18 protein-coding genes are annotated in these 22,813 nt (G+C 48.2%); 9 read left to right on the forward strand and 9 right to left on the reverse strand.

The features are described 5' to 3' along the window. Positions 1-2: 2 nt before the first annotated feature. Both CVV44_15305 and CVV44_15310 read left to right on the forward strand, forming a co-directional pair. Complete coding sequence (locus tag CVV44_15305; GenBank protein ID PKL37708.1) at positions 3-419, forward strand: hypothetical protein; 417 nt, start codon at positions 3-5, stop codon at positions 417-419. Then, entirely contained in the window at positions 412-1,362 is a 951-nt protein-coding gene (locus CVV44_15310; GenBank protein ID PKL37709.1) for a hypothetical protein, read from the forward strand. The genes CVV44_15305 and CVV44_15310 overlap by 8 nt, the downstream gene beginning before the upstream one ends. Here the strand turns inward: CVV44_15310 and CVV44_15315 are convergent. Beyond that, positions 1,352-1,987: a protein-L-isoaspartate(D-aspartate) O-methyltransferase gene (locus CVV44_15315; protein ID PKL37710.1), complete on the reverse strand. Its 636-nt coding sequence runs from the start codon at positions 1,985-1,987 to the stop codon at positions 1,352-1,354. The two genes, CVV44_15310 and CVV44_15315, sit on opposite strands and share 11 nt — an antisense overlap. Then, positions 1,971-4,019: a hypothetical protein gene (locus CVV44_15320; GenBank protein PKL37711.1), complete on the reverse strand. Its 2,049-nt coding sequence runs from the start codon at positions 4,017-4,019 to the stop codon at positions 1,971-1,973. The genes CVV44_15315 and CVV44_15320 overlap by 17 nt, the downstream gene beginning before the upstream one ends. Positions 4,020-4,244: 225 nt before the next feature. Between CVV44_15320 and CVV44_15325 the strand changes: the two genes are divergently transcribed. Further along, the gene (locus CVV44_15325; protein PKL37712.1) at positions 4,245-4,778 is read left to right on the forward strand and encodes a hypothetical protein; all 534 of its coding nucleotides are present in this window, start codon (positions 4,245-4,247) and stop codon (positions 4,776-4,778) included. A gap of 3 nt (positions 4,779-4,781) precedes the next feature. Here CVV44_15325 and CVV44_15330 read toward each other — a convergent pair whose 3' ends face one another. After that, entirely contained in the window at positions 4,782-7,601 is a 2,820-nt protein-coding gene (locus CVV44_15330) for an excinuclease ABC subunit UvrA (protein PKL37713.1), read from the reverse strand. Then, positions 7,598-7,801, reverse strand: coding sequence for a hypothetical protein (locus tag CVV44_15335; GenBank protein ID PKL37865.1), 204 nt, complete (start codon positions 7,799-7,801; stop codon positions 7,598-7,600). The genes CVV44_15330 and CVV44_15335 overlap by 4 nt, the downstream gene beginning before the upstream one ends. Before the next feature lie 322 nt (positions 7,802-8,123). Here CVV44_15335 and CVV44_15340 point away from each other — a divergent pair, with 322 nt between their 5' ends. Next, positions 8,124-8,306 carry a hypothetical protein gene (locus CVV44_15340; protein ID PKL37714.1) on the forward strand — a complete coding sequence of 61 codons (183 nt, stop codon included), beginning with the start codon at positions 8,124-8,126 and terminating at the stop codon, positions 8,304-8,306. A 59-nt stretch (positions 8,307-8,365) separates the two neighbouring features. Here the strand turns inward: CVV44_15340 and CVV44_15345 are convergent, their stop codons facing one another. Then, positions 8,366-9,562: a hypothetical protein gene (locus tag CVV44_15345; GenBank protein ID PKL37715.1), complete on the reverse strand. Its 1,197-nt coding sequence runs from the start codon at positions 9,560-9,562 to the stop codon at positions 8,366-8,368. Positions 9,563-9,838: 276 nt separating this feature from the next. Here CVV44_15345 and CVV44_15350 point away from each other — a divergent pair, with 276 nt between their 5' ends. Both CVV44_15350 and CVV44_15355 read left to right on the forward strand, forming a co-directional pair. Continuing rightward, positions 9,839-10,222 (forward strand): hypothetical protein, encoded by a 384-nt coding sequence (locus CVV44_15350; GenBank protein PKL37716.1) that lies wholly within the window; start codon positions 9,839-9,841, stop codon positions 10,220-10,222. Positions 10,223-10,358: 136 nt separating this feature from the next. Beyond that, the gene (locus CVV44_15355) at positions 10,359-11,042 is read left to right on the forward strand and encodes a hypothetical protein (protein PKL37717.1); all 684 of its coding nucleotides are present in this window, start codon (positions 10,359-10,361) and stop codon (positions 11,040-11,042) included. Positions 11,043-11,265: 223 nt separating this feature from the next. Here the strand turns inward: CVV44_15355 and CVV44_15360 are convergent, their stop codons facing one another. Continuing rightward, positions 11,266-11,835: a hypothetical protein gene (locus CVV44_15360; GenBank protein ID PKL37718.1), complete on the reverse strand. Its 570-nt coding sequence runs from the start codon at positions 11,833-11,835 to the stop codon at positions 11,266-11,268. A 399-nt stretch (positions 11,836-12,234) separates the two neighbouring features. On the opposite strand from CVV44_15360, the gene CVV44_15365 reads away from it, so the two are divergent. Next, complete coding sequence (locus tag CVV44_15365) at positions 12,235-15,204, forward strand: hypothetical protein (protein PKL37719.1); 2,970 nt, start codon at positions 12,235-12,237, stop codon at positions 15,202-15,204. Positions 15,205-15,451: 247 nt separating this feature from the next. Here the strand turns inward: CVV44_15365 and CVV44_15370 are convergent, their stop codons facing one another. Beyond that, positions 15,452-16,654, reverse strand: coding sequence for a hypothetical protein (locus CVV44_15370; GenBank protein ID PKL37720.1), 1,203 nt, complete (start codon positions 16,652-16,654; stop codon positions 15,452-15,454). A 211-nt stretch (positions 16,655-16,865) separates the two neighbouring features. After that, the gene (locus CVV44_15375; GenBank protein ID PKL37721.1) at positions 16,866-19,613 is read right to left on the reverse strand and encodes a hypothetical protein; all 2,748 of its coding nucleotides are present in this window, start codon (positions 19,611-19,613) and stop codon (positions 16,866-16,868) included. A 269-nt stretch (positions 19,614-19,882) separates the two neighbouring features. On the opposite strand from CVV44_15375, the gene CVV44_15380 reads away from it, so the two are divergent. Together CVV44_15380 and CVV44_15385 are read left to right on the forward strand one after the other, a co-directional pair. After that, positions 19,883-20,419 (forward strand): hypothetical protein, encoded by a 537-nt coding sequence (locus CVV44_15380; GenBank protein PKL37722.1) that lies wholly within the window; start codon positions 19,883-19,885, stop codon positions 20,417-20,419. Between the two features lie 143 nt (positions 20,420-20,562). Continuing rightward, on the forward strand, positions 20,563-21,378 hold the full coding sequence (locus tag CVV44_15385; protein PKL37866.1) for a hypothetical protein: 816 nt from the start codon (positions 20,563-20,565) through the stop codon (positions 21,376-21,378). A gap of 103 nt (positions 21,379-21,481) precedes the next feature. Here CVV44_15385 and CVV44_15390 read toward each other — a convergent pair whose 3' ends face one another. Beyond that, positions 21,482-22,771 (reverse strand): AAA family ATPase, encoded by a 1,290-nt coding sequence (locus CVV44_15390; protein ID PKL37723.1) that lies wholly within the window; start codon positions 22,769-22,771, stop codon positions 21,482-21,484. Between the last annotated feature and the right edge of the window lie 42 nt (positions 22,772-22,813).

Consider the following 22,813-nt stretch of genomic DNA (forward strand, 5'->3'; position numbering starts at 1 on the left):
CCATGTATAAAAATTCACTTTATGAAAAACGCAGCATCCCTGACCGGGTAAAGGAACTGGCCGTTCTGGCTCTTTTCACCGTACTCATTGCACTGGTGTCTCTCATCGTCATGGATATCATTATCTATCCTCTCTCATACTTCGCTGTGACCCGGAAAGACACTTTCAATTTCATCATAAAAGATATGTCAATATTCATCATATTGATTATAATGATATTTTTTTTCGTCAGGAAGTTATACTCCCTTCGCAGGGACGGCCTCTCAAAACGGGAGATTGCCATATTTATTCTGAAAAGACCGCTGTATTATTCCGCCATCGGCCTTACACTGCTGGGCCTGACCATATTTATAACGGCCTTTATTTATTTTATTCTCATGGTGAATAATGATCTTCTCATCAGATTGACGAATGGTTGAGGCCGCCATGGCACTTACGGATTTTGACCGATATTTCCAGAACCTCCCCGACTTCGACCGTGAAAAGGACTTTATGAATTTCTGGCAGAAGGCTATGACGGACCTGAAAAAAATTCCCCTGGAACCGGAAGTAACAAAAAACAGCAAAAAAAGTGACGGGAGCTTTTCTGTCTTTGACGTCACCTTCCGGAGCTTTATGAAGACCCAGGTCTCGGGGTATCTTCTGAAACCAAAAAAAGTTGAAAAACCGCCGGTAATCATATATGTACATGATTACAACAGAGTGCATGAGATCAATACGGCCCTGCTGAGGCACGATACAGCTTATTTTTTTCCCACACTTCGGGGACACAACTTCATGCCCGCACCGGAAAAAACCGAGCAGACAAGCCCGGGCTACCTTATAGAGAACATCCTGGACAAGGAAACATATTACATCAAGGCCGTCTACCTTGACATCCTGCGATCCATCGACACCTTGAGACTCATCAAGGATATCAACTGCGGACGGATCGGCATCATTGGAAAGGGACTGGGGGCTGCCGTTGCCCTCTTTGCCTCGGCCTTTTCGGACCGCATCGTGTCCCTGGTGCTGGATACACCGTCGTTCTGCAACCTGACCCTGAGCCAGAATATATCCACCAGCGAAGCTGCCCGGGAAATCAATGACTTCATAACACTGACCAGGGGAAAGAAAAAACAGATAAAAACAACCCTCACCTATTTCGACGCCCTGAATTTCGCGGATCTTGTACAGTGCCCGGTACTGACCACCGTGGGCTTCAGGGACACGCAGTCTCCGCCGGATTGCATATTCGGTCTCTTCAACAACCTTCTCTGTGACAAAACCATCGAGGTCTATCCCGATGAGGGCAACAGTGCCGGAGGGGAAAAGCAGTTCACAAAATCACTGGACTGGCTTATGGAAAAAATCAACTCATGACAAGAGGGACAAAAGTAGCCTGACCGATATGTTCCTCGGCGAATGAACCGTCATTACGCCTGATATACTTCATTATGCGATGGCCGGAACCGTTTCCCACGGGGATGATTACACGCCCGCCCTCATGCACCTTGGCAAGAATGTCATGGGGAAAAAGATCGGCGCCTGCCGCGACAATCACCGCATCGAAGGTCCCTTCGGCTTCGTTGAAATCATCGGAATGGAGAAAGCTCACGTTGCGGCAGTCCATGCCGGACAGAACCGTCCTGGCGCGCATGGACAATTCCCGTATTCTCTCGAGAGTTATCACGGACCCGGCAAGGCGTGAAAGAACAGCGGTCTGATATCCCGAACCGGTCCCCACTTCCAGGACCCTCTCGATCCCGGTCAGGGAGAGGGACTGCACCATGAGTCCGATGACCGATGGTTTAGATATGGTCTGGCCGAATCCAATAGGCAGAGATGAATCGTTATAGGCGCTGTATCTCAGGGCCTCGGAGACGAAAAGATGCCGGGGAACCTGGTACATGGCCTCAAGGACATTGCTGGAAATGATACCCTTCCTGTTCAGGGACTCCACCATCTCCTTTCTTATATAATGCATACCGTCAGCGCTCTGGTACAAAATATCCTCCGTATTCCACGCCTTTTATTCCCTTGTAATCCACCTCTAATTTCACATCGGACCACCAGCCCCGGAATGACGGCATCTTAAAAGTGGAATAAATGAGAACATAGCGGTATTCCTCGGATTGCTTCACCTCATCATAGAGGCGGCGCAGCGTATCCATTTGGGCAGGCCTGATAACAGCTCCGCCCGTATCGCGGGCGATCATGGCCAGGGACTGGTCGGGTTCCTTGACTGAAATGATATAGATTGGTATGAAGTGCGACCTGGCGTACTGGATTACGGTTCGAACCGAATACTGGGTAAATGAATTCTCTGCAACTGTACCGTCGGTGATCATGATAACGGCCCGGCGGTTCAAACGGGGTATGAGGTCGGTAACGGCGTTGTACAGGGCTGATCCCATGTTTTTACCCTTATCGTATTCACCTTCTTTGACAGCTTTCAGGGTCCTTCTTCTGCTCCAGTCGAAGGGGCTGCCTTCCCAATAAGTGTTGTTGAAGTTCATCACCCTGATCGAATCGTTCTTCCTCATCTTTTTGAGATAAAAATCGGCCAGCCAGGCAAGCTCGTTCCGGTTACCCCGATTCTCCTCGGACCTGTCCACACAGAGAACCGTGGAGACTGAAACCGCCTTCTTCTTCAGATAATTTGTCTGAATCTGCGTGATGGGAGCATTATCCTCCACAATGGTAAAATTGCTCCTGTCCAGGGCGTAGAGAGGATTTCCTGATCGGTCCCTCACATTGATATAAAAAGCAACAATGGGAAACCGGCTCACATCGACAGACACTATTTCCACATCGAGATTGGCATATTTTTTCTGTACCGGTGAGAAGACATCAACGGCCTGACGGTCGAAATCGAGACAATACAAAAGGCCGTCCCGGTCCACAACGGAGGACATGAGACGTGCGAATTTATTGTTATCCCTGCTCCCGTTATTTTCGCTCTCCCAGGAGTAAAACCAGTTTATTTCACCCGATACGGTATTATACTGAAGAAGTCCCTTTTTCTCATCGGCAATGAGCAGAATGTCTCCCGCCGAACTGATCCCACGGGGAACCTCAAGCTGATCCGTGAGGATATTCTCGATGAAATTGCCGGAATCATCAAAACAGGCAATACGGTGATTATTGGTATCGGTTACATAGACCCTGTTACCGAGACACACCATATCGTTGGGATTATCCAGCTCCCCCTCATAGGTCCCCTTGGTGCCGAAGGAATAGAGGAAGGAGTTTTGGCTGTCAAATTTCTGGACGCGGTGATTTCCCGAATCGGCTACATAGAGATGACCCTCAGGGCTGAAGCATACTCCTTCGGGACCGTGAAACTCCCCGCCGTTATTCCCGCTCTTTCCTATCTTGCTCTCGATGGTGCCTTTCGTGTTGTAAAGGAATATCATGTCATTTTTGAAATCAGCTACGGCTAACTTTCCGTTACGGTAATCAAGGCCGTAGAGGCGGCCGTCCAGGGAAGGCGTCCTGGTAAACTCTCCCTGACCGTTGGCGTTTATTTTCACCAGCTTCCCGCCGGGGAAGGATGTTATATAGATATTTTTCTCATTATCCACGGCGAGATCAACGGGCTGGGCAAAATTGAAACGCTTCATGCGATAGGAATGCAGGGTGTTATTATATACCAGCGTAGCCAGGCTTCCCTGCTCTTCCATGAGGCTGTCCCTGAATTGCAGGCTCTCAAGCCTCGAGGCTGCCAGCACATTGTCGGGAAACATGTCATTGAGCACTTTCAATTCCAGCATGGCCGGATCGACAAATCCTGAAAGCTTATATGACCGTACCAGGTAATCACGGGCTGAAAAGTAGTCGGGATAGATGGCAATAGCTTTTCGAAAAAATTCCACGGCCGCCAGGTAATGCATCTTGTTATAGTGCTCCATCCCCTTCCGGAACTGGACCTTGGCAGTCTCGAACTTCACGAAATCCCTGGACTGCGAAAAAAGATTTTCCGCGGCGATGCCCAGGAACACAAATAGTATAAGTGCCGTTATTTTTCTTTTTCCCATGTTCTGTGAAATCCGGAGTTATTTCATTCTGCTCTGAAAAAATGCGCACCAATGATAATATCTTTTAACATTATCGGACCGTATTATGTCTTTTTAAAAGGACTTTTTAAAAGATGCAAGCTTTATTTGCAATGAGGCTCTGACCCCTTTTTTTCGTCAAATTTGTTTATATAATTTTGCATTTCATAAATTTAAAAAAATTAAGAAATTTCATTGACTCCGTATATGCTCAGGCCTATCTGTCCTTCATTTATTGTATATATTATATTCATAGTGATAATGGCCATGGAACACACAATATACACAAGGGACTCTGATGAAACGCTCTTCGGGCTCCTATCCTCGTATAAATTCAATAACACCTATGTGAGAGTACTGGAATCTCCTTCAGACAACTGCATTTCGGTACAGGTCACGGATAATCCCAGGAAATGGAGTTATATTCAGGACCGGAAATACACCAATTTCCGGGAGCTGCGCCGCCTGGAAATAGGCTGCGACCGCCTCTGCCTCAAATATATCAATCACAACCAGCTCCTCATGGCCCGTGGGCCGCTGCTTGGGATAAAGATACCTTCAAAAAATGCTGCTGTTGTCAACAAACTGGAAAACCTGGATGTACATATCTTTGAGACCACCATGGAATTCAGGGAGAAGATACTGAAGGGTGTGAAAAATCTGCTGAACCTGAGCCCTCAGAAAAAGATGGAAATAATAGAGAAATGCATCAACCAGTGTCTCCGGGACCAGGAGGACTGATCCTCAGCGCCTGCTGAATATCCGCTTGAGAAACTGTCCCGTGTAGGATTCCTTCATCCTGGCTATTTCCTCGGGCGTTCCCGCACCCACGATGGTACCGCCGCCGTCACCGCCTTCGGGGCCCAGATCGATGATCCAGTCAGCCGTTTTAATGACATCGAGGTTATGTTCTATGACAATGAGCGTGTTGCCCTTGTCCACCAGGGAATTGAGCACATCAATAAGCTTCTGTATGTCGGCGAAATGCAGTCCCGTTGTGGGCTCATCGAGAATATACACGGTCCTTCCCGTGGCCCGCTTTGACAGCTCCGTGGCCAGCTTGACACGCTGTGCCTCACCGCCTGAAAGTGTCGTGGCGGGCTGTCCCAGCTTGATATAACCCAGCCCGACTTTGTTCAGCGTATCCAGCTTGCTTTTAACGGCTGGAATGCTTTCAAAAAATTCCAGGGCCTCCTCGACGGTCATCTCCAGTATTTCGTATATGTTCTTTCCCTTGTAGCGGACCTCCAGGGTCTCATGGTTGTACCGCCTTCCCTTGCACACCTCGCAGGTAATGTAGACGTCGGGAAGGAAATGCATTTCTATCTTCTTGACGCCGTCTCCCTGGCACGTTTCGCACCGGCCCCCGGCAACATTGAAGGAGAAGCGGCCGGCCTTATATCCCCGTACCTTTGACTCGGGAAGCCTGGTAAAAAGATCACGAATGGGAGTAAAGAGCCCGGTATAGGTGGCAGGATTGGACCGGGGCGTCCTTCCGATGGGCGACTGGTCTATATCAATGACTTTATCCACTTCCTCAATGCCCGTTATCTTATCGAAGGCGCCGGGATATTCCCGGGAGCGCATGAGCAGGTTTGAGAGCGCCTTGTACAGAATTTCAATGACCAGGGTGGATTTTCCCGAACCGGAAACACCGGTAATCGCGGTAAAAACACCCAGGGGAAACCGGGCATCAATTTTTTTCAGATTATTTTCGGCTGCTCCCGTTATTTCTATATGCCCCCGGGACTCACGCCGTTCCTGCGGTACCGGAATGGACTTCCTGCCTGCGAGATAATCGCCGGTTATCGAAGCCATGTTTGCCTCGATTTCCGCGGGAGTTCCCGTGGCCACAACGTAGCCGCCATGAAGCCCCGCCCCGGGTCCCAGGTCCACGACGTAATCGGCCTCGCGAATGGTCTCCTCGTCGTGTTCAACGACAATGACCGTGTTGCCCAGGTCCCGCATGTGCTTCAGGGTGGTAAGGAGCTTCTGGTTGTCGCGCTGGTGCAGGCCGATGCTGGGCTCATCCAGTACATAGAGTACACCCGTGAGGCTCGAGCCGATCTGTGTGGCCAGGCGTATGCGCTGTGATTCGCCGCCCGAGAGGGTTCCGGCCGCCCGGTCAAGAGTCAGGTATTCTATGCCCACGTCGTTGAGAAATTTAAGCCTGGTCCTGATTTCCTTCAGCACCTGGCGGGATATTTTTTCCTCCGTGGGAGAAAGGGCCATGGACCCGAAAAAGTCATGGGACTGCCTGATAGACATGGCCGTCACCTGGTCGATCGGTCTGCCCGCCACTTTTACTGAAAGACTTTCCTTTTTCAGCCGCTTGCCGTTACAGCTGTCGCATACCTGGTTGGCCATGTATCCTTCCATCCATTCACGCATTTCATCGGACTTTGTTTCACGATAGCGGCGCTCCAGATTGGGAATGACCCCCTCGAAGGAACGGTTGAATTTGAACTCCAGGTTCTCGCGTTTCACATTGAAATTCATGCGCTCACCGCCGGAGCCGTAGAGGATGATCTTTTTTATCCGTTCGGGCAGCTTCTTCCACGGCATGTGCGCATCAAAATTCAGGCCCCGTTCCAGGGACTTTATCTGTTCAATATACCAGTAGCTCGTGGTCTTCCCCCATACATCAAGCACCCCGTCGTAGAGTGATTTGTCGGGATCGGAGACTATTCGTTCGGGATCGAAACGCATGATAAAACCGAGGCCGCTGCACTTTTCGCAGGCGCCGTAGGGGCTATTGAAGGAAAACATGCGCGGCGAGAGTTCCGGAATGGATATACCGCAATCGGGACAGGAGAGGCTCGTGGAGAAAAGTTTCTCCTCGTCATCCTTGAGTAAAACAAGTACCAGTCCGTCGGCAATAGACAGGGCCGTCTCAATGGAGTCGGCCAGGCGGGGACGGATACCGTCCTTGATGACGATGCGGTCCACGACGATTTCTATTGAATGTTTTTTGTTTTTATCGAGCTTGATAGTCTCTTCCAGGGTGAGAATTTCACCGTTCACCCTGACCCTGACGAATCCGTCTTTCCGGGCATGCTCAAACTTATCGGCATGCTCGCCCTTTCTGCCGCGGACCACGGGCGCCAGGACCTGTATCCGCGTTCCCGAACGAAGCGTCATGAGGGACTCCACTATCTGGTCCAGGGACTGGGACGATATCTGCTTGCCGCATTCATGACAGTAGGGAACACCGATGCGGGCGTATAATAAACGGAAATAATCATATATTTCCGTAACGGTCCCCACGGTTGATCGGGGATTACGGTGCGTGGTCTTCTGTTCGATGGAGATGGCCGGGGAAAGCCCATCGATGAAATCGACATCGGGCTTTTCCATGAGGCCGAGGAACTGGCGCGCATACGAGGAGAGGGACTCAACATATCGCCTCTGACCCTCGGCGTAGATCGTGTCAAAGGCGAGGGAGCTTTTTCCGGAACCGGAAAGACCGGTCATTACCACCAGACTATCCCGCGGGATTTCCAGTGATATGTTTTTCAGGTTATGCTCGCGGGCTCCCCTGATGACAATGGAACGGCTGGTCATATCTGCTCGATATTGAGAGAACCGCACATGGGACAGATGACGTCGGCTTCATCCACCTCCTCAACATAATCATCCTTTTTCTTAATTATTATATCATCCCAGCGATAATCACAGTCTTCGCAGGCATAGCTCACATGAATCTTTTTTTCATTTGCTTCGAGATCGTCAGCATCGTCGTCAACGAGATCATCATCATCCACCAGTTCTTCCTCGTCGTAATGCTCTTCATAATATTCGTCTTCGTATACGTGATCGTCATATTCTTTTTCGTAGCTTTCGTGTTCGTTCGACATGATATCACCCTGCATTTCTAAAGTTTATTTTTCATTGTCCCATTGCCGAATACTGAACCGTCCATTTCAGCTAAATGACCTGTCCGGGTACCTTTTCCATAAAATGAAACAACCAGCACTCACCTTCAGCCCGTCCTTACCAAAGGTTCACTTTTAATATAATAATAAAAGAAAGATAAGAATGAAAAATATTTTTTTAAATAATTGCTACTGAAATCAACTTACAAACATGCTCTTTTTATTGTCAAAAAAATTTTATCCCATTAAAAATATTTTTACAAAAGTGTCGGATGCTATAACTATTCAAATTTACATAAACACAATAAAGGCTATTCACTTCTACACTTTCACCCGGAAGACCCCGGCGAAAACAGGCCCTTTTGTTATGTATCCCCTCTCGCCGCCCCTTTAAGGGGCTGGGGAATGATCCCCGGAAACCTCTGAAAAGATATCCCTTATTTCTTAATATGTCTACTCCAGAATCTTCTCCTTCACCGGCAGTTTCACGGGCTCATGGATCTGCCGGTAATAGTCCGGAGAAAGGGGCAGTTCCCGGGTATCGGTGATGATCATGTCCCAGATACCCCAGGTCCTTTTCATGGGAGACAGCTCTCTGAAGAGAATAGTTATTTCCCCTTCAGCGGACATCTCAAAGGGTATCTCAATCCGCAGAAGTTCGCCCCCCGCATGTGGAAAGGAACAGGTGCGCATGAGACGGTAGTCGTGACGGCGGCTCCTGATAAAAATTTTTAATGTCGAGGGAAACTGCGCAGAATCAGGATTGCGGAAGGACACCAGGTCGAGCCAGAGAATGTACATCCCCGAGGTTCTCAGGTCCTTCACCGTGACATAGGTGCCGTGAAGGGACACAAAAGCGGCCATTTTATCCACAACAGGACCCATGTCTTCCTTCATGTAAAGATTCTGGCCCCTGCCCCAGGCATAGATTGCGGCGCCGTCAATCAGGGGCCCCCACGTTGACGACCAGGCAGCGGCGTCGGCCGAGCCGGGATTTATAACGATGATCTGCGGCTTCTGCGCCGTCGTGTTATCGGCAACAGCTTCTTCTTTTTTATCAGCGACATTTTCCTCTTTTTTCTCCGGTTCTTTATCAGGCGCTTTTTCAACATCCGTTAAAATGTCTTTTTTGGATTCTTTATCCGGTGTCGCTTTTTTTTCAGGTTTTTCCTCAGTTTTTAACACCGTCGCTTTTTCAGTCTTCGCAGGTTTTTCATCGGGTTTTTTTATCGCAGTCTCCGGGGCTTTATCGGTTTTCACCTTATCTTTTTTCGATTTTCCTTTTACAGGAGCGGCGGCCTTTTTATCAGCTTTTTTCGCTGCCGGTTTCGCGGCTTTATTCGTTTTCGGGGCTGTTTTTTTCGCAGGCGCTTTCACGGATTTGGGGAGCTTTGCATCGGCTTTCTTTGTCGTGGGCTTTGCCGTATCAGCGGTTTTCACATCGGCTTTTTTCTCAGCTTCCATTGCAGGCTTCTTGTCTGCCAAATCGGCCTTTTTTTCAGTCGCTTCAGGAATAGCTTTTTTTTCTTCTATAATCTGTTCTTTTTTATCACCTGCGGCAGGTTCCTTTTCCTGAGCCGCGGCAGAATTCACCGTAAGCAAAAACAGGATCGTGCATAAAACTGCAAAATATTGTCGAAATGTTTTCATTTTCAGATCCGCCAGTTCTTATAGCATTTTCCGGGAAAAGCATGCCTTATTAAAAATCACCATTCCCGAAACGCGTCAAGCAGGAATAAGAGAAATTTTAAAAATAACAAGTTGAGAGTTCCCTTGCGGCACCGGGGGTGGTAAAACCAGGTTTTCCACCACGTTGACATGATAAAACCTGATTTTAATAAGTGTACATAAAATAATTTATCGCCCAAATTTAATTATTGACTTGGAAAATCGGGACGAGGCATATATCTTAATTAGTATTAAAACATGATAAAAAATCTTACGAAAATATCGGGAGAATACGCTATGAAAAAATATGGGATATTACTGGGGATTCTGGTGGGTGTGATGGTGATGGTTGGGTGTGTGGGGGATACTGAGCTTCGATGGAAAAATGTGAGCAGCAATACGGCAACAGATATTCGCTGGGTGGATTACTCCGGAGATGAAAGCGACGTTGTCTGGAATGAAAATTTGGCTGATACTGATTACAGCAATTTTAAAAAAGTAAATGCTACCCATGGGTGGGGAGAATGCGACCTTGGAGGGGGAGCTGCTCAAATTGATGTAGATAATGATACTAATCCTGATACTTTATCTTTGAATGAGGGCAGTTCAGAAACATATAATATTTATGGTGTGGCAAAATAAATTATTTAAAATTTTTGATAAAAAAATCAGCGATAAATAGGAGTAGAATCTGAACAGATTATTAATAGCACTGGCAATAACGATAAACATGATTAATTGCTCATCTTCAGCAAAGGATGATATAAAGCCACTGAGAATGACTACAATTTCCAATGCAGAGGAACAAGCAAAATGGTATCGCATTGCCGGCTACTGGACTGTTCAGGACTCACTCCTTACGGAAAACCGCGGCAGGTCGAGCATCTGGGGCTATCATGAATTGATGAACTATAATACCCTGGTTACTGTTGACAGCTATCCCCAATATACAAACTATAGTGCCGATATTAAAATTTTTAATGTAAAGCGCACACCCGTTGAAATACTTTTTGCTTTTCTTGTCAATAGTCCCCACCTGCATTACTATTACAATTTTTACGCTTTTAAACTTACCGGTTCAGCGGAAAAGATAACCAGGATAAGCCTTATTCAATCACAGCGTAAAAATGACGCTCTCCCGTTCAATGCCAAGTTCAATTATACAATAAAGGAACTACAGGGTGTTGATTATAGTCTCAACTATAATGAAAAACATGCAATTAAAATCACCTTTGACGAAAAGAAAGCAACTCTTAACATAAACGGCAAACCCGTAATTTCTTTTGAACTCCCCGTTGAAAACATGGAGGGACGGTTCGCCATCAGCAACCGAAATGCCAGCATTCAAATTGATAAGATCACCATTAAAAACGGGAAAGAAATTCTTTTTACCGATGATTTCAATTATGATTCCATCAAGGTCTTCAAGGTTAAGGCCGTAAAAACAAACAATCCACAGTAATCATGCAGCGCCGCACGGACTGATTGACCTCACCCCCTGCCCCCTCTCCCACAGGGAGATGGGGTATCATTAAAAAATATCCAGCGATAAATATACCTATTCTAATGTATGTAATTATAATAGTTATGAATGAATTTATCTGGCAATGCATTAAAATGCATTCAGGCGGGGGTAATCATTTTAGCTCCCCCTCTCCGCTCCGGAGAGGGGGCCGGGGGTGAGGTCAGCGTATCAGCTTCATCACCGCGTCGGGGCTCAGGCGTGAAATGTTTTCCAGGTGGGATGCATCCACGCCGGAAACCACGGTGTTGATGTTGCCCATGAGGTTCTCCACCTTCTCGGCGCCGGCAAGGTTGGAGGCCATAATGTTATCCACCTCGACCTGCAGTTTTTTCAGTCGTGAAACATCGCCGCTTATATCGAGGTTGATCTGTTCTGATTTCTTCGTCAGCGTATCGCCGGTAAAGGGTTCACCAACATAGTCCAGCAGGACTTGCTTTTTATTGAAGGTGACGTCGGCGAGAATGGCCTGCTGACCGGTGCTGCCGCGGGAAATATCTTTCTGTAACTGATCGATGCCGTCTTTGACAATCTGGTTTTTGGTGAGCGAGTTCTGGATGTCGCGAAGTTCCGTCTCGATGGAATCGAGGCGGGAGTTTATTCTGGAGCCAATGGTCACAGAATCGGTTTTAATATCTTTTTTCTTTTTGGTGCTGCCCGCATCCTCTTCAACCTGCCGCTGATTGTTAATCCTCCGTGCCGATCCCAGGATTCCGTCTACTGTTACTTTCATTTTACACACCCTCCTTTGTGTTTATAGGGATTTTCAAATACATCCGACGAACTCTGTTTTTATTTCCCTGCGGAAACCGGGGGAAACCATCGGATATATAAGTTCATTTTACACCTATCCAATGTCAATATATCAACTGTCTATTGGTATGTCAATAACATTACTTAAACATACAGTTAAATATGACTATGATAATAGTAATATATTGATCAAACCAATTGCTCATACCGGGCTCTGACCCTTGATTTGGCATTTAATTTATATATTATAATTTTTTTATTGAAAATCAAATTCCATCAGCATAGTATTGACTATTACTTTAAGGAAAGGCTTTCGTACTGATAGTGCATAAACAATGATTTTTCATGCTTGCAAAATGATTGTTTATGCACTATTAATATGTTACTATTAAAAAAGCACTACTATCGGGGCATCAGAATGAACACACAACCGAATATGTACAAAACCCTTCTACAGTCCCTTCCCGATATCGTTTATGAAATTGACCATAAGGGGAATTTCCTCTATCTCAATGATGCCGTTGAGAGGCTTGGATATGACAGGGGGGCGCTCCTTGGGTGTCACTTCAGTTCCATCATTCACCCCGATGACCTTCAGGACATTCAGAGAGCCACGGTGCTTCCGCAATTTGTGGGAAGGGAAACAGGAGCCGATGGCTCTCCCGGACTTTTTGATGAACGGCGTAACGGTAAAAGGATAACAAAAAATCTCCGCCTCAGGCTGAAAGCGGCCCCTGGCACCAATCCCGAGACATGGAACGGCGAAGTCATTTCCCTGGGCCTGTACAATTTCCATACCACATCTGACAGGGACTTTATCGGCACCCTGGGCATCATCCGCGACACAACCTGGAAGAAAAAAAGTGAGGAGGCCTTTCTCCGTACGGAAAAATATTACCGGGTCCTCCTCCAGAACTCATCGGAGCTCATTTCCATCATTGCCAACGACGGAACCATACTATATGCCAGCGATTCATCGGAAAAAGTTCTGCGGTATAATTCCTTCGAGCTCATCGGTGAAAACATCAATGATTATATTCACAGCGATGATGCCGAAAGTATGAAAAAAATCCTTGAAGAGCGTAAAACACCGGAAGAACCCGACGCGGTCATCACCATCCGTTTCTGCAACCGCAACAGCGCCTGGCGATTCTTCAAAACAGAGATGAATAAAATCGCCGATGACCTGGATGAAACGATCTGCTTTGTCATGAATTCCATCGATGTTACCGACCGCGTCCTGGCCGAAGAGGCCGTGAGGGAAAACGGCGAAAAATTCAGAGCCATCGTCGAACACAGCTCCGAGGCAATCGCCCTTATTTCACGCACCGGCGAGATCGAATACATGAGCCACCCCATCGAGAGAATCATGGGCTATTCACCGTATGAACTGGCAGGAGAAAATGCCAGCCGGTACCTTCATCCCGATGAAATACAGCCTCTCATGGACCGGTGCACGACACGAATCCGGGAAGGGAACATGTTTTTCACGGAAGAATTCAGGATGCGGCACAAGAACGGCTCATGGCACTATATGGAAGCAAGCATCAGCTGCAGGCTCAATATACCGCCCATTGACGGCATTATCGTAAACCTGAAGGATATCTCCGAAATTAAATCGGCCCGCACTGCCCTGAAATACAGCGAGGAAAAATACCGCATGCTCTACGACTCAGCGCTGGTGGGGATGGCATCCCTCGAGGCCGACACCGGCACCATACTGACGGTAAATAAGATGACCTGCGGCATGTTCGGGTATCAGTTAAAAAACGAATTAATCGGTGAAACTATTTTCAGCCTCATTGCAAACCCTCAAATACTTGAGCATATAAAAAGACAGGTTTCTTCGAATGGACTTATTGACAACGAAGAGATGATGTTCACACGCCGAGACGGTTCCACATTCTGGGGAGCCCTGACCGCCAGAACCAATCTCCAGACGGGCGCGGTAAACGTCATCATCAATGATATCACCAGAAGCAAAAACGCCGAGGACCAGCTCTACCGGCTCACTTTTTTCGACCCCCTCACCGAGCTGCCCAACAGGGAGATGTTTAAAAACAGGCTTTCCGTCGAGCTCATGCGAATGAAACGGTTCGCCATCATGTGTATAGGCCTTGACAACTACAAACAGATGAACAATGTCTTCGGCCCCGTTTTCGGCGACCGTCTTCTCTACACCGTGGCCTCGGAGCTCGATGAGGTTTATTTTAAAAACGACATGGTTTCCCGTCTTGCCGAGGACATATTCATCATTCTTCTCTCCGATATCGGCGGCGGTGACAACACAACAAATATTGAAAACATCGACACCATCGCCCAGAAAACCAGGGCCATCTTCAGCCGTCCCTTCCTTGTCAACAATCAGAGCATCGACATCGTCACCAGTATCGGCATTGCCATTTTCCCCCACGACGGCAGCGACGCCGAAGCCCTGATAAAAAACGCCGAGTCGGCCATGTTCGTTGCGCGGGACAGCGGGCACAACAGGTTCCATTATTTCGACAGAGAACTGAATCAGAAAATGATGACCCGCATGAAACTTGAGAACGAAATAAAGACAGCCATTAAAAAGAAGGATTTTTTCTCACACTATCAGCCCAAGTTCGACGCAAACGGCGTCATAATTGGCATGGAATCCCTCATGCGATGGCATCATCGCAAAACCGACACACTCATCCCCCCGGCAGAGTTCATTCCCATTGCTGAAAAAAACGGCATGATAATCGACCTGGGAATGTTCATCCTGGAAGAGTCATGCATCCAGAACCAGTTGTGGCACGTGGACAATGACCCGCCGCTCAGAGTAGCCGTAAACCTGTCACCCTTTCAGTTCAGCCATCCGGAGCTGATCCCGGAAATCATCAGGAGACTTGAAAAAACGGGACTTCCCGCTTCACTGCTGGAGCTGGAAATAACGGAAAGCGGTATCATGGAAAATGAAAAGGACAGCATCGGAAAACTGAGAAAGCTCCACGAAATGGGAATAGCCATTTCCATCGACGATTTCGGCACCGGTTATTCCTCGTTGAGTAAACTCAAGGATTACCCCATTGACACGCTGAAGATAGACCGCACCTTCGTAATAGACCTGCCCGGCAATGCCATGGCGGCCACGCTGGCAACGACCATCATTGACCTGGCACATAACCTGGGATTCAAGGTCGTTGCCGAGGGAGTGGAGACTGCGGAACAGTTTCACTTCCTCCGGGAGCATGGCTGTGAATACTACCAGGGATATCTCCTCTCCCGCCCCCTCTCATCGGAAGATTTCACGGCGAACCTCGACCGGTTCAGGAAGGGGATACCCCCCCTAAATTTCCCGGAGGGGAATTTGAATAATCGTTAATATCAATCCCGCCCCCCGGCGAATTAATCTATAGTATACATACAGGCTCTTTCGCCGCCCCCGGAGGGGGCTTTAAACATCAGTAGTAGTTGAGGAGTAAAGAACTGATAATTCTTCGACCCCTCGCAGGGGTGGCGGCGATGAATCCGGAAAACAGGAAGGATATCTTCGCCGGGGTCTTTCTCTCGGCGGATGACAGCATATACATTACAAACGGACAAACACCGTAAACCGGTGCCAGAATTTACTATTCAGGAGTCAGTATTACCGGCGAGGGCAGCACTCCCGGAGCGGTGACGGTTTCTGTTGCGGATATATATCCATCGAGAGAAAACTCCAGTGTGTGTTCTCCATCGAGAAGTATGCGGTGAAACCAGCCGTTCTCATCGGTATGGGTGATGATATCGCCGTCCGTTACTTTTACGGCTACACCGGGCAGGGGATTCCCGCCTCCATCCTCCACATATCCGGAAACGCCCAGGCCGGCGGCGTCGATATAGGCCAGGAGTGACTCACGGTTATAGGCATAGACTTCGTCTATGCCCTCTTCGGTTTCGGGACTGTAATCGGCGATTTCTATGGTAATATCGATGCATCCCTTTTCCACATAGCTCCAGTCCTGAAGCGACCCATATGCGATGTACCAGTCACCACCGTTAATGACGCCGTCATCCACATCGGGATCGGCGAGAATGTCGGGATTGGCCAGAAATGTCCCGGCCATGGAATAGATTTTCCCCAGTTCCCACACCAGATCGTTCTCCAGGGGAATATCCCCGCCGGTACTCATACGGGCATAATCGAAGGGAAGATTGACAATGACCGTCCCGGCATGAAACGTCGCCGACAGATGGAAATTTTTGTCCATGGAATAATCCCGCAGGGCCGCCGATTCGGGTTCCGAGAATGCAACATCGCCATGGGACCCGCCCGGCACAAAGGCGGTGCTGAAATTCCGGTTCAGGTCGACATCATGGTCGTTATACCGTCGCCCGTCCCACATGCCGTCGGGATTCATGACGGGAATGATGACGATGTACCGGGTGTCCACGAGATTCTTGATGTCGGGGTCCGTGCCGTATCGGCCCGTAAGCTCTTCGATGAGGCGGATAAGTATTTCGCCCGAGATTATTTCATTGCCGTGTATGGTCCCGGTGAGACGGACCCGCGGCTCCTGTTCATTGAGCTCCGGGTTATCCGATAAAACCAGGGCGATGATTTCCTCGCCGCGCACACTGAAGCCCACAGTTTCCAGGCGGGCAATGTCGGGATGCTGCGCCTCCACATTTTCAAAAAATGATCGTACTTCGGAAGGGTCATGATAGTCTACAGGTATAGCGAGTTCAGCGGGGCTTCCGTTCCAGCACGAAATGGATACCATAGCAAGAAAAAGCAGTAAAATAGAAAGCCGGTAAGTAAGGGGACTGTTTTCTGGAAGCCTGCTCATCATACTTTTTAATATATCAACAGCTTAAACAACGGGCAATTACATTTTTTAATCACAAATGCTTAAAAACCCGGGAGAGATTATGTATTTTTTCAATTGGGCCATGGATTATCTCACGCAATTTCCACCCGACTCTCCGTGCCCCTGTGTCTCTGTGGCCACATTATCTTTAGAGATATTGTCTGAAACCTGTTTATTATAACACAACCATTCCCTAGTTGGGATTGGCCACCTTGTTCATCTGGAGAGACACCACCTTGGAAACCCCGGCCTCTTCCATGGTGACTCCATAGATCGATGCGCCGATACTCATCGTCTTCTTGTTATGCGTAACAATGATAAACTGGGTACCCTTGGCGAACTCCCGGAGCATCTTCAGAAATCGCCCGATATTTTCCTCGTCGAGAGGGGCGTCGATCTCGTCAAGAAAGCAGAACGGCGACGGCTTCACCATATAGGTGGCGAAGAGCAGCGCGATGGCCGTAAGGGCCCGTTCTCCCCCGGAAAGCAGGTTGATATTCTTCGCCTTTTTACCGGGAGGGCGCACCATGATATCGATGCCGCTGTCGAGAATATTCTCCGGGTCCGTGAGTTCCACCATGGCGTCGCCGCCCTCGAAGAGCTGACGAAATATCTGGGAGAAGTTTTTCTGTATTTCCTTGAACGTATCCAGGAACAGGTCAACGGAAGTCTTGTTTATATCCTCAATAACAGAGAGAATGTCCTCCCGGGCGGACTCAATGTCCTTTTTCTGGCTTATGAAATATTCGAAACGTTTTTTCAGATCCTTGAATTCCTCTATGGCCAGGTTGTTGATGGGGCCCAGATCGCTGATTTTACCCTTCACGCCCTGAAGCGAAGACTGGATATCATTCAACTGCGATTCATCGAGGACGACCTTGCTGAATTCTTCGACCTTTTTCTCGTAATCCACCCAGATGTAATCCTCGATGTTGGACTTTTTAAACATGAGCTCCACGGTGGATTTTTCCAGGTTGCCGATGCGATCAACGATTTTCGACAACTCCTCTTCATCTTTACGTGAAATATTTTTCCTGTCGTGAATTTTCTGTTCCAGTTCCTGGCGCCGGCTCGTGAACTCCGTGATGTTTTTCATCAGGGCATTGCTCTTTTCATTGAATTCGATGAGCCTGTTTTCCCACTCCTGAATCTCATTCTTCAGGTTTTTCATTATCTTCTCGGAGCGCTGCATATCCTCGCGGTGGTTTTCGATCTGCATATCCATGTCCTTGATCTGGTATCCCAGGGACTGCAGATGCTTTTCGATCCAGGCAATATCATTCTCGAATTTTGACAGGTCTTTTTCAATGCGGGTGATCATGCCGTTTATATCTTCCAGTTCGGCTTGTTCGTTCTGGATAAATTCATCGAGCATGGAGTTCTGGCTCCGCAGCCCGTCAATGGCGTCAGTCTCGGCCTTGATTTTTCTGTCCAGTTCTTCCTTCCTGGCATGGATACCCGTCTTATCGAAGAGGATGGACCGGAACCCGTCCTCATAGCTTTCAAATTTCTGGATATTATTGCGCAGTAGAATTATATCGATCCCGGCAAGGTACCGTACCGCCTCCTCGGCCATCCCGACTTCAAGGCTCTGCCTGGCCTTGCGCAGAAGTTCATCCATACTGTTAAGCGTCTCGTTAATTATTCCTCGGACCTGCTGGCGTTCATCCTCGGACCCCTGGAGCTCGGCCTTGCGTTTATCAATGGCGTCAATAAGCTGTTTTACCACCACCTCCAGGGCCTCGCGAAGCTTCTTCAGGATTTCTTCCTTTTCCTTGATGAGCCTTTTATTTTCTTCGATAGTGTCGCGCGATTTATGTATGGATTCTATCTTGCGCTTTCTCGACTCGAAGAGGTTGGCGAGCTTGACCTTGTCGCTCTCTACTTTACCGCGGATATCAACCTCGGACTTTTCAGTTTTAAGTTTTTCCTCAAGAAGGCGCTTGCGGTTTTCAGTCCGCTCCTGGATCTTTTTATCGACACCGGCCCGATGTTCTTCCTGCTCGGCAATGCTCCGCCGGTTCATATCGGTTTTCTTATCGATATCCTCCACGCGGATCTTGTAGGCGTCGAGGCGCTTGTCCAGCTCCCAGAGCTGATGCTGGATATCGTTCTTTCTCTTTTCATCCTTCTCGTTTTCCGACGATATGGATGATACGCGGACCGATATTTTTTCCCGCTCCTCTTTCAGGCGGTTGATATCGTCCTGCACTTTGGTAAGTCGCTTATCAAGATCACGGAATTTCAGAATATTCAGTTTTATGTCCAGGTCCTGCAGTTGATCACGAAGTAAGAGATAATCCTTGGTTTTATCGGCCTGCTTCGCCTTCAGATCCTTTTCACGCTCTATTTCTTTTATAACATCGTTGAGCCTTTTCAGGTTCTCGCCCGTCTCCTCGAGTTTCCTGATGGACTCCTTCTTCTGCATTTTGAAGCGCGATATTCCCGCCGCCTCTTCAAAGAGATACCGGCGGTCTTCGGCCCGGGTCGAGAGGATGAGATCCATCTTCCCCTGCTCCATGACGGAATAAGCCGACTTGCCGATTCCCGTATCCATGAAAAGCTTTTCAATGTCCTTGAGGCGAACGGGGGATTTGTTAATCAGGTATTCCGATTCGCCGTCCCTGAAGATACGGCGGCCCACGGTGACGGAATCGGCGTCGAAATCGAGAATGCGTTCGGTGTTGTCAATGGTGACTGAAACTTCCGATAGTGAAACGGGTTTGCGGTTATCCGTGCCGGAGAAAATAATATCCTCCATCTTAGAGCCGCGGATATTTTTGGCCTGCTTCTCCCCCAGCGCCCATTTAATGGCGTCAACGATATTGGATTTCCCGCATCCATTGGGACCCACAATAGCTGTAATTCCCGGCTCGAACTGGACCATGGTCCGGTCAGCAAAGGATTTAAATCCAAAAAGTTCCATTGATTTTAAAAACATAGAGCAAGCACCATTCCAGGAACCCTATTCCCGTGTCAGATTATATGATTATATAGACATTTTTGAAATTATACGAATATTATCATCAAAAATGAGAATCATCGTGGCTTTTTGGCATAAGGCCAGACTGTTAATTAAGATTCTATGGCTTCATTAGGCAAGAAAAATTTACATTTCTCACAAAATTTTTAGATGACGGGACATAAAGATATTGCATCATAATGGAGATTATTTCACAATAGCGTCCATTATCCGGGGTCAGAGCCTCCATGAAAAGCATGCAAATACTCATATCACTACTCGTTTTATCCGTGTTAACAGCCTGCGCCGGTGCAGGGACACGGGGCTCCGGTGACATCATGTCCACGCTCAACGCCAGTTCCGGGGAACTTTCGCCCTGTCCCGACGCTATAGACAGGGGAAAAACCTACCAGGTTTTCTTCAGGCTTGAGAAAGAGACACGCTGCATCCGGGTCAGTGTAATCGCACAGTTTCATCCCGATGAATTCACCACAAAGATGAGAGTGGCGAAAACCTATTTCACCGTAGACAGAATGATAGACATATCATCCTTTAATAAAAAGCGGAATTCTCTTTTCACCGAGATGGGCAGAAATTTTACCGGCACCTGGGACCAGCAGAGAGACGCAACGGTCTGCGCATCGATAACCGACCCCCTGCAGAAACTGGACAGCCAGTCTACATACAGGATCAGAATAGCCACGTTCGAAAAAGACAACTACCAGTTTCAGGTCATTATTCATGCCGATGAGAAAGTCCAGTTAATGAAGGAGCTGATGCAGTAATTGTATACCGAAAACAGGGAAAGGTTATTAAAAGAGAAATTTTTATGTTGCCATGTTTCACTTGTTATTGTAGTATTGCACCATATATTAAAATATTAACCATAAACAGAATGAATAAAATTAGGAGGATATGCACAATGAAAATGTTCATCAGGAATACCGTTACAACATTTGTTCTTGTATTATTTATTTCCCTGGTTTCGGGAAATGCCTTTGCCGAGGCCTTCAAGAGTCCCAGTTTCGGAGGGACAACGGGACTTGTTTCCACACCCACGGCCAATACGGGATGGGAGGACGCCAAGATCGGCCTTGATGTCGGGTATCATTATATCAACAACGATAATGATGACAGCTCTCACATACCCAAGGTTACGCTGCAGCTCTTCAACATCTGGGAACTGGGAGTAGCCTTTGATCTCCAGGACCGCGCCGCGCAAGATGAAAACGATATGATCCTTCACACAAAAATCAATTTTTACAATGCGGGATCATCGGCCCTGGCCATTGGTGGCAACCTGCAATTCATCGACATGGGAAGGGACGATGGCGAACCCAACGGAGGCTATGCCGATCATGGAACATATGGACAGCTCTACATGGCCGTGACCTACAGCGGCAACTTCTTTTCCATGCCGGCCGAGACCACCCTGGTTGTGGGAAAAACCTTTGGAGATAACTACGACAACAGCAACATCGACTTCTCCATGGGCTTTGACCTGAACCTCCTGCCCCAGTATCTTAAAGGATACGTTCACTGGATCAACGACTTTGCCAACTATTCATATAGTGTTGATGCCATGGGATCAAACAACTGGTACCGGGGCTGCTTCAACACGGGGATCCGGCTTGCCATTCTTAAGACCAGCCGGTACAAGTTCAACATTGACGTAATCATGACCGACGCACTGGACACGAACCGGGGCTTTGCCCTGGGAACTGCCTTCGGTCTGGCGTTCTAAGCAGAATTTAGTATAACCACATAAAAAGAAAAATACATAGAGGCGCATAAACAAGTAGAGACGCGAGACATCGCGTCTCTACTTGTTTATGCGCCTCATTTTTCTACTCCTCTTTCCCGTACTTGCGGGGCCAGAGCCTCCGAAGCCTTTCGGCCATGGCCTTCTCCGTTCCTTCCTCCGACGGTTCGTAAAACACCAAGTCTTTTATGGCATCGGGCAGATATGCCTCATCGACAAAATGGCCCGGGAAGTCGTGGGGATAGCGGTAGCCTTTCGAATATCCCATCTTTTTCATCAGGTCCGTTGGGGCATTACGCAGGTGAAAGGGGATTTCGTGGGGATATGCCGCTGCTGCTTCCTTGGCCTTCCCGATAGCCAGATATGAGGCATTGCTCTTGGGTGATGATGCAAGAAATACGGCGCACTGGGACAGGATTATCTCAGCCTCGGGCAGGCCGATATTTTTCACTGCCGTAAAGGCAGAGACAGCCAGGGTCAGAGCCGTGGGCGATGCATTGCCCACGTCTTCCGAGGCGAAGATGACCATGCGCCGTGCAATAAAAAGGGGGTCCTCTCCCGAAAGGATCATGCGCGCCATATAATATACGGCCGCGTCGGGGTCAGAGCCCCGCAGTGATTTAATGAAGGCCGAAATGGTGTCATAATGCTTCTCGCCGGCCCGGTCATAATAGAGCATGCTGTTTTTCACGGCCTCGGCAAGGTTATCACCGGTAATCATACTGCCGTCGGAAACGGCATGGGCGGTTTCCAGTATATTCAGGAGCCGCCGGGCATCCCCTCCGGCCAGGTCGATAAGGCGGTCCCTTACCCCGTCCCCGAAGGTCATATCCCCAGAGCTGAAAAGTTCATCCCTGGCCATGACGGAATCAAGAATTAAGGACAGGTCTTCGTTTGAAAGAGGGTTCAACTTTATAACACGGGTCCTGGAGAGAAGAGGCGAAATCACACTGAAGGAAGGGTTTTCCGTTGTCGCCCCTATGAGGATAATATCACCCGATTCCACGGCACCGAGAACGGCATCCTGCTGGGCCTTGTTAAACCGATGGATCTCATCAAGGAATAACAGGGTCTGCATTCCCTCCTGCCGGTTTTTTCTTCCCGTATCGATTACTTTGCGCACATCGGCAACGCCGGCGGAGATAGCACTGAGAAAATGGGAGTCCATGGAGCAGTATCGGGCAATAAGCATGGCAAGGGTGGTCTTCCCTGTTCCCGGTTCTCCCCACAGTATAATGGAAAAGGCCTTGCGCGAATCAATGATGGAGTGGATTATTTTCCCCTTATCCAGCACATGCCTCTGCCCCACAAATTCCTCAAGTGTCCCGGGGCGACATCGCTCAGCCAGCGGCGCCATTGTATTTCGATCTTTCATAGCAGTTATCTTTTAAATGATGGGGATATAAAAAGAAAGCGA

Source organism: Spirochaetae bacterium HGW-Spirochaetae-1 (genome assembly GCA_002839375.1).
GTDB lineage: Bacteria > Spirochaetota > UBA4802 > UBA4802 > UBA5550 > PGXY01.

What these genes read in the sequence shown, in the direction of transcription:
- CVV44_15305 (PKL37708.1), top strand. Translation starts at nt 3, where the DNA reads ATGTATAAAAATTCACTTTATGAAAAACGCAGCATCCCTGACCGGGTA.
- CVV44_15310 (PKL37709.1), top strand. Translation starts at nt 412, where the DNA reads ATGGTTGAGGCCGCCATGGCACTTACGGATTTTGACCGATATTTCCAG.
- CVV44_15320 (PKL37711.1), bottom strand. Translation starts at nt 4,019, where the DNA reads ATGGGAAAAAGAAAAATAACGGCACTTATACTATTTGTGTTCCTGGGC.
- CVV44_15325 (PKL37712.1), top strand. Translation starts at nt 4,245, where the DNA reads ATGCTCAGGCCTATCTGTCCTTCATTTATTGTATATATTATATTCATA.
- CVV44_15330 (PKL37713.1), bottom strand. Translation starts at nt 7,601, where the DNA reads ATGACCAGCCGTTCCATTGTCATCAGGGGAGCCCGCGAGCATAACCTG.
- CVV44_15340 (PKL37714.1), top strand. Translation starts at nt 8,124, where the DNA reads ATGCTCTTTTTATTGTCAAAAAAATTTTATCCCATTAAAAATATTTTT.
- CVV44_15345 (PKL37715.1), bottom strand. Translation starts at nt 9,562, where the DNA reads ATGAAAACATTTCGACAATATTTTGCAGTTTTATGCACGATCCTGTTT.
- CVV44_15350 (PKL37716.1), top strand. Translation starts at nt 9,839, where the DNA reads ATGATAAAAAATCTTACGAAAATATCGGGAGAATACGCTATGAAAAAA.
- CVV44_15355 (PKL37717.1), top strand. Translation starts at nt 10,359, where the DNA reads ATGACTACAATTTCCAATGCAGAGGAACAAGCAAAATGGTATCGCATT.
- CVV44_15360 (PKL37718.1), bottom strand. Translation starts at nt 11,835, where the DNA reads ATGAAAGTAACAGTAGACGGAATCCTGGGATCGGCACGGAGGATTAAC.
- CVV44_15365 (PKL37719.1), top strand. Translation starts at nt 12,235, where the DNA reads ATGTTACTATTAAAAAAGCACTACTATCGGGGCATCAGAATGAACACA.
- CVV44_15370 (PKL37720.1), bottom strand. Translation starts at nt 16,654, where the DNA reads ATGATGAGCAGGCTTCCAGAAAACAGTCCCCTTACTTACCGGCTTTCT.
- CVV44_15375 (PKL37721.1), bottom strand. Translation starts at nt 19,613, where the DNA reads ATGTTTTTAAAATCAATGGAACTTTTTGGATTTAAATCCTTTGCTGAC.
- CVV44_15380 (PKL37722.1), top strand. Translation starts at nt 19,883, where the DNA reads ATGAAAAGCATGCAAATACTCATATCACTACTCGTTTTATCCGTGTTA.
- CVV44_15385 (PKL37866.1), top strand. Translation starts at nt 20,563, where the DNA reads ATGTTCATCAGGAATACCGTTACAACATTTGTTCTTGTATTATTTATT.
- CVV44_15390 (PKL37723.1), bottom strand. Translation starts at nt 22,771, where the DNA reads ATGAAAGATCGAAATACAATGGCGCCGCTGGCTGAGCGATGTCGCCCC.